At 43.5% G+C, this 12399-nt stretch carries 9 protein-coding genes; all 9 read right to left on the bottom strand.

Annotation, left to right across the window (positions count from 1 at the left end):
- Positions 1 to 75 precede the first annotated feature (75 nt).
- The 9 genes from DW743_RS15530 to DW743_RS15490 all read right to left on the bottom strand — a co-directional run bounded on the left by DW743_RS15530 (position 76) and on the right by DW743_RS15490 (position 12381).
- Entirely contained in the window at positions 76 to 1587 is a 1512-nt protein-coding gene (locus DW743_RS15530; RefSeq protein WP_117514080.1) for a WD40/YVTN/BNR-like repeat-containing protein, read from the bottom strand.
- Between the two features lie 56 nt (positions 1588 to 1643).
- Positions 1644 to 2909 (bottom strand): DUF6070 family protein, encoded by a 1266-nt coding sequence (locus DW743_RS15525; protein WP_117762062.1) that lies wholly within the window; start codon positions 2907 to 2909, stop codon positions 1644 to 1646.
- A gap of 4 nt (positions 2910 to 2913) precedes the next feature.
- Complete coding sequence (locus DW743_RS15520) at positions 2914 to 4074, bottom strand: DUF6070 family protein (protein ID WP_227094100.1); 1161 nt, start codon at positions 4072 to 4074, stop codon at positions 2914 to 2916.
- A gap of 100 nt (positions 4075 to 4174) precedes the next feature.
- Positions 4175 to 5416 (bottom strand): DUF6070 family protein, encoded by a 1242-nt coding sequence (locus tag DW743_RS15515; protein WP_117762061.1) that lies wholly within the window; start codon positions 5414 to 5416, stop codon positions 4175 to 4177.
- Positions 5364 to 7487 carry a penicillin-binding transpeptidase domain-containing protein gene (locus tag DW743_RS15510; RefSeq protein WP_117762060.1) on the bottom strand — a complete coding sequence of 708 codons (2124 nt, stop codon included), beginning with the start codon at positions 7485 to 7487 and terminating at the stop codon, positions 5364 to 5366. Before DW743_RS15510 ends, DW743_RS15515 begins: the two co-directional genes overlap by 53 nt.
- A 562-nt stretch (positions 7488 to 8049) precedes the next feature.
- Positions 8050 to 8559 (bottom strand): hypothetical protein, encoded by a 510-nt coding sequence (locus DW743_RS15505; RefSeq protein ID WP_049889967.1) that lies wholly within the window; start codon positions 8557 to 8559, stop codon positions 8050 to 8052.
- A gap of 119 nt (positions 8560 to 8678) precedes the next feature.
- Positions 8679 to 9956: a 23S rRNA (uracil(1939)-C(5))-methyltransferase RlmD gene (rlmD, locus tag DW743_RS15500; protein ID WP_117762059.1), complete on the bottom strand. Its 1278-nt coding sequence runs from the start codon at positions 9954 to 9956 to the stop codon at positions 8679 to 8681.
- A 50-nt stretch (positions 9957 to 10006) separates the two neighbouring features.
- Positions 10007 to 10837: a deoxyribonuclease IV gene (locus tag DW743_RS15495; protein ID WP_117762058.1), complete on the bottom strand. Its 831-nt coding sequence runs from the start codon at positions 10835 to 10837 to the stop codon at positions 10007 to 10009.
- A gap of 11 nt (positions 10838 to 10848) precedes the next feature.
- Positions 10849 to 12381, bottom strand: coding sequence for an ATP-binding protein (locus tag DW743_RS15490; protein WP_117762057.1), 1533 nt, complete (start codon positions 12379 to 12381; stop codon positions 10849 to 10851).
- Positions 12382 to 12399 lie beyond the last annotated feature (18 nt).

The following is a 12399-nucleotide window of genomic DNA, read 5'->3' as shown; positions in this document are numbered from 1 at the left end:
ACATAGACTTGGATTGGTCACTTAGATAGTCCAAGAAAATGTCCGCACCCTCCTCTCACTTTTACCCGATTTTTCTTAATTCGCTATCTGAACAAGCCCTTTGTATTCCCATGTCGCTCCATAATCAGTTGACTGAAATACAATCCCATCTTTCTCCGCTGCATCTGTGGTAACCGTTATCGTCAATGTGTCGTCCTCTTTTTCAGGCATATTCAGGTAATCAAAATCCTCCACCGTAAATCCGCAATCGATAGCGATTTGTGGTAATTCTGAAACAAGATCCATTGGAAGTTTCATTTCTTCAAAGGTCCTTCCGCCATCGCGAGTGACATATAAGCGGGAATAGGACTGGGATGCGCCTGTAATTCCTGCAACCCCAAAGTTCTCATCATAAAATATTAAACCTTCTGCAACTCCCAATTGTCCACTGAACGGATCATCATTTATGCATTCCCAAGTAGAACCACCATCCATTGTCTTTTCCATTACATAAAATCTGCTTCCGGCAGCTGCATCCGTTATCACCAAACGCCATCCATTATTTTCATCTAAAAAGAAATACATAGTTCCATCACTTTGATCCACAGTCCAACTTTCTGTATCTTTAGCATCCTCCACCTGCTGCATCGTATTCTCCTGCTTCAATTCTTGTTGACTGACGTACTCAGGCTCCATAATATATCGAACAGGTGTGACACTATTTAAATCAGGAATATGCAAAGATACCTCAAACCCAACGATTTCTCCACCGCTTCTAAGCTGAGTAAAATTGCCGGTTCCTGTTTCAGTTCCATCACCATCTGCATCTCCCGAAATATATTGTAAGCCTTCCTCTGAACTAAAAGATCTTCGCCCCATATAGAGTATTTCATAAATCTGCTGCTCTTCAAATGTTTCAGCCCACGCCTCTACCTGACTCGTCCAGTCTGAATTGTTCAAAATTTCAATCATTGGAGACAAACGCATATCGTCACTATATTCTCCATTCACATTACCATCTATCCAAACAGTCATATCATTACTGCTGTCTGCGTCATAATCAATAAGATACGTTTTTTTCTCTCCAGCCTCATTTTTTCCATATATGAATGCATAAATCCTTTGAATCGTTCCGTTTTCATCAAATGACACCTGATATTTATTTGCAATATAGAGTTCTTCCGGCAGTTGCAATGCTTCATCCAAATCCATCAGAATCCCTTCTACACCATCCTCAAAAAGATTATTATGCTCCAGTTCTACTTCTTTTTTACGCATCCACTCATCAAGTTTCCAAGACAGTGCCCCGTGATACGGAACTGCAGAATAAACGATACGTCCACCAAAGAATAAAGTTGCTGCTATAAGGAGTATCATTTCCGTATAGAAAAGTTTCTTATTTCCATTATCTCCTGAATTAACTTCTTGATTATGCCTTTTCGAAATCAGCCAGAGAACCACTGTGCCAACCAATCCTATTATACCTAACGCCAACATCGGTATATGCCTTCTCAAGCCACCATATTGACATAGATGCCAGAATTGATACAACATAAATATATATAGTATTAAACTTACTTTTCCCGTGATTTTATAAATATATTTCATGTAAGTCTCCTTTCTTCATATCTGTAAAAATACCATAAAACACCAGTATTATCAAATCATTCTTTAATACGGTATTGGTAATCTGGTATATGCATAATTCCGTCATTTAGGATTTCATTCCCCAAATACTGAAAACTGCCATCCTCTGCAAACCTTACCGTAAGTTCATGGGTTATGACTGCATCATCGCAAATGACCATGTCACAAACCGCCTCAACTGTTAATGTGACTGTTCCATCTTGATTTTCTTTGATGTCGACAACCTCCGGCAGAGAAGTTCCAAAGAAGGTAGGCGCATAATTGAAGCACCCAAGTCTCGCCCAAAGATAGGTCTGGTTTTCCTCATCAAATACTGCGTACTCTCGTATCTGCTCCGCTGTTATGGGAAGATACTCCATAATCAGACTTTCGAACTCTTCTTTAGGAATGCCATTTGGATAATCTTCAGAATTGAACTTTTCTCCATATTTCATTCCATACAGATATTCAAACATTCCGTTATAATCCAACTCACTCATATTTTCTACATTCCAGTTGGAACACAAAAGGTTCTGTCCCTGATATCCAAGCCCCCGAACACAACGTTCAGACATTTCACACTGTTCCTCTGTCATAGGTTTTATTCTGATCAGGCAGCTTCCATCCATAATTTCACTAACCTCTGGCGGCTCTGGCACACACAGCTCATAGCAGAACCATCCTTTTTCCGTGTATTTCCATTCTTTGAGTCTCGTATAAGAAATGTACGAAATTCCCGGCTTGTTGTCAGCATTCCAGATTCCTCTTGTACTCACAACATACATATCCGTTCCATCAAAAATGAATTTCATTCTGCCCAGTCCACCATCATTGTGGATTTCATAAATCACCACAGAGCCTCTTTTCCCTTCCATACATTCTTTCAGAAAACTGTCAACACTTTCATAATTCTCCATGTTAGAATACGTTACCATCGTAGCAATTGGATATCCTGCGTCCTTTACCTTCTTCTGAATTTCAAGAACCGTTTGATCATCCAAAACAACATTAGATGCTATCCCTTTATCTGCTGTTTCATAAATGTCAAGATAAAGTTCCATCAGCTTTTTACAGTCAGTCTCAGCTTCTTCCCTTTCCTGTTCATCTACCGGAAGATCGTAGCCCTTTTCCCATTGTACTGCAGCCTCTTCCTCAGTATTTTTTGTTTCCTCCGTGGAAGATACTTCTTCCGTATCTTCCACAAGAGATTCTCCCGCAACACTATCTTCTTTTCCACAGGCACACACGAAACCCCCAATCAGAAATACCATGATCAGTAGAATGCTCTTTTTCCTTAATACCATAAAATCATCCTTTCGTTCTTGCTATTGGCGGCAGTTCCAATTCAATTTGTTCTATAGAATTGGAAAGATACCTGAAAGTTCCGTCTTCAAATGGCTGGACCACAACCGTATTCCGAAAAGCGAGATCAGAATTATAATCCGGCCATACTCCATCCACGATAAGTGTAATCGTTCCATCCGCATTTTTTGTATAGTCAACTACTTCTCCAAAAGGTGGGTATGGGCTGGCATAAATCATCTCATATTCATAGCTGTTACTCCCTTCATCATACCCACAATACTCTCTTAACTGTTCTATCGATACTGGAAAATAGGTGGTCATTATCCTTTCATATTCCTCTGCCGGAATCTTCCAATCCTCAGTTTTCAGATTTTCACCCGTGGAAATTCGGTAAATATCTTCATACATGCAAGGCATCAAAATATCCTTTACATTGCTACTGTTCCAGTTTGTGACAAGCACATTGTAATTCACATAACTTAGTCCTGATATGTATTTCTCCGTCAGTTCCTGGCAGTCTTCCGGAAGCGGTTCTATTCTCCAATACTGTCTCAAACTTGCATGTGCAATCACATATTCATATGCGTAGATAAAATACCCTTTTTCCGTAAGTTTGATTTCAGCCACATTACTTACCGAAGTTCCCTGTATTTCAGGCACTCCACCTTCCTTCCAACGAACACCTATATAATAAGTCTGCAACTCACCTTTCCGGTAAATAAAAGTAACTGCTCCAATCAGTCCATCTCTATGTACTTCGAATACCGTAACCATTGAGTCCCGTCCATCCAAGTAATCTGCATAAAATGTTTCGACTGCTTCATGGTTTTGCATGGCAGTATCTTCTTCAACACTTACCAGACCGCTTCTGCCCAATTGCTCCACCACAGTTTTCCTCTGCTCGTTGGTAAATTCGCTAATGCCGGAAGAATAACTTGGTGCATCTGCAATTACAATATCCTTATAGATTTCTGCTACCGAATCTGCCGCTGACAAAACCATACTCTGCAATTGTTCCTTTTCCTCATCTGAGATAAGACAATCACTGGCTTGCGGAATAAACCAATATGCTGACTCTGTGGAAGTTTCCGCATTCTCGGCTTCTTCTGTTTCTGCTTCGCTATTTTCGATTTCTACAGGTGGCTCCCATACTTCTTCTGCCACCTTTTGTTCTTCTTCATGCATTTTCCCCCAACTATCACGAAAATCAACAGCAGTAAAATTAGAAGTCCACATTTTCTAAGCAGCCATTTCACATCCTCCATTATTCTCCTCCGTACAATTCTTCCCATTCTTCTAACGTCAACCGTGGCGTATGCCAAGTTTCTCTGTAGTTGTCTTCGGATGGTATAATTCGATTAGATACATATTGTACCCGTCCATTCTCTAAAGGGCGAACCACAACCTCGTGAGCATATACCTTGGAATTACCCGCATAAGGGAATACTACATTGGCTGTAAGTGTAATTGTCCCATCATTGTTTTCTGTAAAACCTACTACCTCTGAATATGGATATTCGGGGTACTCTACTTCTTCAAAGCCTCTCGGCTTATATTCATAAGTCAAATTCTCCGAATCATAGATGGTTTTTGATTGTAGCGTTTCACTATCAATGTTGAAATATTTCATAATAACACTTTCAAATTCTTCTTTTGGAATCTGATAAACTGCACTGACTGATAAGTTGTCATCAGCAACATAGGGAGCATATTGACCATTCACTTTTGGATAAAGAATGTCATACATATCATAGAAATTCAAATCCCCGAAATCCTCCTCACTCCAATCCACAATGAACATATTATTCCGTTCAAAGCTGATTGGGTTGAGATATTTCCGACTCAACTCCCTATATGTTTCATCCAATGGCTGTACCCGTAATGCGGTATGTTCCTCTGCTCCACTCAATGTAAGAACATATAATTCTTCTGAAAACCAAACACCGGAAAACATCAGGTAACCTTCTTCTGTATAATTCCAATACTCCGCTTGATAGTTTCCTATAACCTCTCTTTTCATATTTCCATTTTCATACTTGTAATAGCTTCTGACCACATCCACATTTCCGCCTTTTGTGTGCAAATCGTATTTTACAAATCCGCCCAAATAACTGATTTCAAAAATCGTTATTTCTGCTTCCTCCTGTGCATCCACCTTTTCGCAGAATTCCACTACCTTCTCTGGTTCCGTCATGTTAATTTGGTTTCTGCTGTCAACTGCCGAATAACCATTTTCTCCAAGACGATTTACAATACTACGGATTGTTTCCAAATCCGCTAATTTATTTTCTTCTTCTGCTTTCTCATAAAGATCAATGCAGACGCTTATAATTTCATCTGCATCCTCCTCTGATTCTTCCTGAATAGCCTGAACATCTATTACCGTTTCCGAAACTGTATTTTCTTCCGGGGGTGCATCACTGCACCCCGAAATACTAAGTATTAATACAAAGCTAATTGCTGCCAAACCACTCTTCCAGAACCAGGTTGTCTTTCTTAACAACATATCCGCTTCCTCCTCTTCCTTTCACATCTTCTACCATGCTAATAATCAATATAGGACGTTCTACCGTATCTTCTGCTGTAAAAATTGCAAACCATCCTAATTCCGTACCCGAAGTATCATCCTTCGATGCCTTGATTTCTGCCGTACCTGTTTTTCCTGCTAAAAGAATGTCATCCCGATGGGCTGCATATCCAGTTCCATTAGAATCATTCACAACCTTTTTTGTTCCTTCCAATACACGGCTTGCTGTCTCATTAGAAAAGGCTCCCGGAATCCAATACTCAGCTACTGCGTCTTTCTGATATACTAAATACGGCTTTATAACATTTCCCTCGTTACAGAAAGCAGAATAGATACATGCCATATGTAATGGATTCACCAAAACCTGCCCTTGACCGTAACCGCTGTCTGCTAACTGTGTTTCTGTTTCAATTCCCTCTGAATTAGAATACTGCGACTCTGCCATCTTAATCTCAAATGGCAGTTCCTCATTAAAACCAAGTCCAGTCAAAGAACTCTCCATCTCTTCTGAGCCAATCTTTAATGCTGCCTTTGCGAAATAAATATTGTCGGAATATATTAGGGCATTCTCTAAAATGACTGGTTCATATGCATGGAGTGTTGTTACATGATAGGAACCCCACGATGCATCCTTTTGCCAACTTAAGCCTACGTTGCCGTAATCTTCCATTGGATCGATTGCTCCTGATTCCAAGCCGACCGCTGCGGTAATTGGCTTGAATGTAGACCCCGGACACCACACTTGCCGGAAGCGATTATACATTGGCTTATTCTCATCCTCGTTAAGTACAGTCCACTGCTCACTCGACAATCCCATAATAAAATCGTTATTGTCATAGGCCGGTGTGCTGACCAAAGCCAATACTTCTCCGGTATAAGGATTCATGGCTACCGAGCAGCTTTTATCTTCCTTAAACTGCTCATGCAAGGAAACCTGTAAATCAGTATCTATCGTAAGCTGGATGTCCTGCCCATGCTGTACCAGGATACAAGCAAGTTCCTCCTTCTCTTTGCCTTCCGAGTTTACAATGTAAATCCTGCAACCGTTCTGGCCTTTCAGTTCACTCTCGAACAAGCTCTCCATTCCGCTTCTGCCGATTACACTATTGGCTGTATAGCCTTCTCCTGCATGCTCCTCTAAATCTTCCGCAGTAACACTTTGAACATATCCGACCAAATGTGCCGCTGCTTCTCCTAATGGGTATTCACGCACTTCAACATCAGATATCATCACTCCGGGAATCTCCAGCAACTTTTCATGCCTTTCTTTCTCCTTTAGGACTTCTTCATCTGGACTGATAGACATTAACTCAATTTCTTCCACTCTTGGAATTGTTTTAATGGGAACAAAAGAATCATCCTTTACCCACTTTGCAGACAGTTTCTTTTCTATCGCTTCCGGTGTGATTTCCACTAGTTCTGCAATCTGTGCGATTGCTTCCTCTCTGTTTTCCAACTTGCCCGGAACGATTCCAACCGAAGATGCTGTACCTTTTCCTGCAAGGACACATCCGTTCCTATCCAGAATTTCTCCTCGTTCTGCCTGTGTAGTGGAAACTCTTACTTTATCTGTAGATGCCAGATTCGGAAAAATCAGGGAATCATCCCAAACTAACTGATATCCTTCTTCGTCCTTTAGGAAAAGTGCTTTATTCTCAAAGCTGATAGTTCCTGCAACTGTATCGAAAGAAGTCTGGTAGGTTACCGTCATTTGCTCCTCGTCATATGCAATAATCTGGACAGCTATATTCTGGACTTCTATACCTTCATAAATAGCTGAATTTCGAGTTACAAAATCCTCCTGACTGACATTTCCCGATGCCTCAATATGTAGCATTGCATACATTTCTTCATACTCCTGTTTTGGAATATGATCCATGTACTCCACCAGAAGTTCTTCCGGTGTCTTCCAGGCATTTTCCTTTGTTGCCAACATTCCTGCCACACATACTGCAGAAATTACCGCAGCTATTCCTATAACAGCAATCGCAATCCATAGGAGCCTGCTTCTTGTTTTCTTTCGCTTGTTTCTGCTTTTTCCTTTCTTCATATTGACCTCCATTCATTTTGCTTTGCTGATATGGTCATATTCTATTTTCAATGTACGCTATATCTTCAAAATATTACACTCGTAAGATTTTGAAGTAAAAAAATTTCTCTTTGCTGGGTATATCGTACTATGCATTCCTCCTTCCTTTTATTACATGCGTAAGATTTCGCAACAAAAAAATTTCGTCCGCAATCCTACTGCACTTGTTTAAATATTACATCAGTAAGATTTAGAAGTCAAGTTATCTTTATATAAAAAGGCTTCTGCCAGGAAGTATCATACATTTTCACAAAAGTGATACCTTTTAGCAAAAGCCTATTATTCAGCAGAGTTTCAAAACACCCCACTGCTGCGATATTCAAATGGTTCATTCATAAGGCTACAAAACACATATCCATTTTCGTTCCTTAATATCCCACAAACCGCAGAAAATCAAGGTTTCTTTGAAAGCAGACATACGGTTTCAATATTCCCCTGAACATTTATTTTATACTGCATAGCGAAAGTATGCAATAGGTTTTCAAAGTGGGGTAATGGTTTTATCCCCATAAAAAGTGGTTGACTAAATGTATTTTAGAATTTTTCTATATAAATCCCACAGCCTCGGTCCACAAAAACCACCCAAAGCACTCAATCCACGATGCTCATGAACATCTCTATCTTCAACCTCAAAGAGCCTATGGAAATCATCTCCCTCACCTACATAAACTGATTTGTCATAATTAAGAAAAGTAGACTTGCCACTAAATTGGTCACCTGTGATATCTATAATAATATATTTGTCTACCATCAGCCATGCATGAGATTGTCCGTTTCCATCCGGTTTACCCCAATATGTTCCACAGACATAATCTGTTTTGATACCTTTATCCAATAAATACTGAGCTAACAAATCACTCGTATCTCCGCAGCAAGCACGTGGAAATCTGCGATATATGCTGTCGTTATCAAACTCCCCTGCTTCCAAAGCCAAGTCAATCGCTCTTCGAAATTGGGTTGCGAACTGTTCAATTTCCTTCATCATACGCTCCTTTAACAAAACCGCTTTTGCGAAAAAGTATTCTTTCGCCAAAATGTATATCTCCCGTTCTCCAAAGCCTATCCCCTGGGGTAAACCTCCTGATATATCATCACTCTGCGGAAACAGAAACACACATCTATTTTATTCCCAAAATGGCGAAATCCTTTGATTTATTGGGCTTTTCTTGACAGAAGGCAGACTGTTTCCACATGTTCCGACCACGCAAACATGTCATATCCCCACGCCTCTTCTGCCCGGTAACCGTGTTTCGTCAGGTAACGAAGATCCCTTGCCAGTGTCTCCGGATTGCAGGAGATATAGACGATTTTCTCCGGTGCCAGCATCACGACAGAAGATAAAAAGGCTTCATCACTTCCGGCTCTTGGCGGGTCCATGAAAACAACATCCGCTTTTTCCCCTTTCTCTGCCATGGAAACCATGAAAGCGCCTGCGTCGTTCTGGTAGAAGGAAACGTTTTTGATTCCGTTTCGTTTTGCATTGGTTACCGCATCACGCACTGCGTCCGGATTCAGTTCAACGCTGATGACTTCTTTCGCGTTGCGGGATGCAATCAGACCGATGGTTCCGATTCCGCAGTAAGCATCCATGACGCGCTCGTTTCCAGTAAGGCCAGCCATGGAAATGGCTTTTTCGTACAGATTTTTCGTCTGTACCGGATTGACCTGGTAGAAAGACTGCGGGGAGATGCGGAAGGTGCAGCCGCAGAGTTCGTCCTCGATATAGCCGCGCCCGTACAGCACAATGTCACGTTTTCCAAGCACCATGCTGTCGGTTCGGTCATTCACATTCAAAACAACCGTTGTGATCTCCGGGTGAAGCTTCCGCAGTGCCTTCACGAAGTTGTTTTTTGATGGAAATACCGGCGATACGCAGACAAGGACAACCATGATCTCGCCGGAGACAAAGCCGGTGCGCACCATGACGTGGCGCAGGAGACCGTAACCGCTGTCCTCATTGTAAATCATGATTTTAAAGCTCTTCAGCAGGCTGCGGATATCGCGGATGATCGCATCGGCACGCGGATCCTCGAGCAGGCACTCATCAACCGAGACTACTTTGTGTGTTCCTTTTTCGTAGATACCGGATATTATTGTTCCGTCTTTTTTGCGCGCAAAAGCAGAGTTTACTTTATTCCGGTAATGATAAGGATGTTCCATGCCAACCATCCCCTTGACCGGAACGATGCCTTTTAGTGTTTTTTTCAGGAACTGCTCTTTTTTCGCGAGCTGCTCCTCGTAGGAAAGTTTCAAATACGTACAGCCGCCGCATTTTTTCTGATACGGACATTTCGACGACGCTGCATTGTTCCGGTTTTTCTTTTTTCTGTCCTGTCCCGGTTTTTCCTGTTTACCGGTTTCTTTTTTCTTTCCCGCGCCCTGGAACTCTTCCCTTTTCTTTCCGGAAAATGTCTTTTTCTCTCCGGCCATTTGCCTGTTCCTCTCTTTTTTGTTTTCCACGTTTCCTTACCCTCTTCCTTCTATTTCGCATACCCGCGCAGCAGCGCGATCTCTCTTGCATATCCATCCAGCTCGTTCGGCGTTTCCAGATAGAACGGCAGCCCTGTAAGTGCCGGATGCGTCACGATCCGCTCAAACGCAGCAAGCCCAAGCGATCCTTCCCCGATCTTCTCGTGGCGGTCCTTATGGCTCTCAAACGGATTCTTGCTGTCATTCAGATGAATCGCTTTCAGCTTCGAAAGTCCAACCACACGGTCAAACTCCTCAATCACATCATCAAGCTGATGTACTATATCGTATCCCGCATCGTACACATGACACGTATCCAGGCAGACACCCATATGGTCTTTTAATTCCACACGCTCCAGAATCGCCGCCAGCTCTTCAAAAGAACGGCCGACTTCGGTTCCCTTTCCTGCCATCGTCTCGAGCAGCACCGTTGTCGTCTGCTCCGGTTTTAAAATTTCATTCAGCATCTCAGAAATCAGGCGGATTCCCTCTTCTGCTCCCTGGCCGGTGTGGCTGCCCGGGTGAAAATTATAGCAGTTTCCCGGCGTGTACTCCATCCGTCTCAGATCATCCTCCATCGTCATCCATGCAAACTCTCTTGTATGCGCATCCTTCGAGCATGGGTTCAGCGTGTACGGCGCATGCGCCAGAATCCGTTCGATTCCATGCTCTTTGCTGTACGAAAGAAACGCTGCGACATCCGCCTCATCGATGGCTTTCGCCTTGCTTCCCCGCGGGTTTCTCGTAAAAAACTGAAATGTATTCGCCCCGATGCACACCGCCTCTTTTCCCATGGCAAGGTATCCTTTGGACGATGATAAATGACATCCTATTGTCAGCATAACATTCTCCTCTATAACACAATTTTCCGGTACGGAATTCCCATCTTTCGAAGTGCTTCCTCCTCCCGCTTCTGGCACGTAAAGAGCAGCACCTGCGTCCGGTTTTCCGCCAGCCATTTCAGGGTTTCTTTTAACCGGTTTTCATCATAAAACGCAAACGATTCATCCAGAATCACCGGCAGCTCCTCCTCGCTGCAGAGTACATCCATCGCCGCCATACGGAGCGCAAAATACGCCTGCTCAATCGTACCGCGGCTGACCTGCTCAAGCGGCACATATTCGTCCGCAGTGTGAAGTCCGATCCGCAGATTTTCATCCATATTCACCTGCAGATAACGGCCGTTCGTCAGCGCCGAAAGTGTTTTTGACATCTGCTGTTTTAAGCGGCCGCCGATCCGGCTCTGCATCTGCACGGAGAGAGACTGGATCGTATCTCCCGCCAGGGAAAGCGCGTCAAGTTCCTCCTGCAGATGATCTTTTTCCGTCATGGAAATGCAGAGCTCCTCGTATTCACTCTGCAGATTCGACAGCACCGTCTGTTTCTGCCCAAGTTCCTGTTTCAGGCGGTCCACATTCCACTGCTGGCGGCGGATTGCCTGCTCCTCTGGCTCTGTCACGATCTGTTCGACCTCCGTTTTCCGGTGGCGGAACAGACTGTACGCCAGATACAAAAGACCTGCAATCGCAAGGCCGAGACCCGTTCTGGTCAGCATGGAATCTATATGGAAGAACTGCAGAATACAGAGGAACAGCAGAAAACCTGCAATCGCCACACACGCAGCACCCCATTTCCGGCTCTTCCGGGATTCTTTTTTCATCTTACGCACCCGCTCTATCGGTACGTCCTTCTGGTAAATCTCCCGCTTCATCTGCTCTTTTGCCTGCAGCAGGCTTTCCTCACTCCGGCGGCATTCCTCCTCAAAAACGGAAATCTTTGTCTCGAGTTCTTCCTTCTGTTTTTCCAGTCCTGCCAGCGCTTTTTTCTGTTCCTGCTCCAGGCGCTTTTTCTTCTGCTTCAGCAGATCGAGCGCTGCCGACACATCAAGCTCTCCATCGCTGCTTCCCTGGTAATTTGCCATATAGTTCCGCAGCTCATCCGCAAGGCCCTCTTCCGTTCGTCCTTTCAGCTGACCGATCGAGGCCGTATTATCATAAACGGTCTCGCTGACACCGCCGAGCAGCATGCCAAGATCGCCGTCCTCCACCGAAAGCACCTCGCCGTCTGTCAGGCACACCAGTTTTGCATCCGCGTTCTGCCGTCCAAAATTCCGTGTCAGACGGAATCGTTTGCCGCCGCTTTCAAACACCATTTCCCCCGCATAGTATGCCGGGTTTTCCCATGGCTCATAACGGCTGTACACATCATTTTTCGCCGCCCGTCCCCGGCCGCGCGTCATGCCGAACAGCATGCTGCGGATGAAGGTGTGCACCGTCGACTTTCCACTCTCGTTTTCCCCGCTGATCAGCTGAATCCCGTCGGAAAATTCCAGTGTACGGTTCTGCATTTTTCCAAAATTGCGGATTTCCAGTTTTTCTATTTTCATTTTCTATCCCTCCCGCAA

The sequence above is a fragment of the Blautia sp. AM28-27 genome, from assembly GCF_003480905.1.
In the GTDB taxonomy this organism is placed as follows: Bacteria; Bacillota; Clostridia; order Lachnospirales; family Lachnospiraceae; genus Fusicatenibacter; species Fusicatenibacter saccharivorans.
Note: the sequence above shows the minus strand (reverse complement) of the source record. Positions and strands in the feature narration are given on the sequence as shown.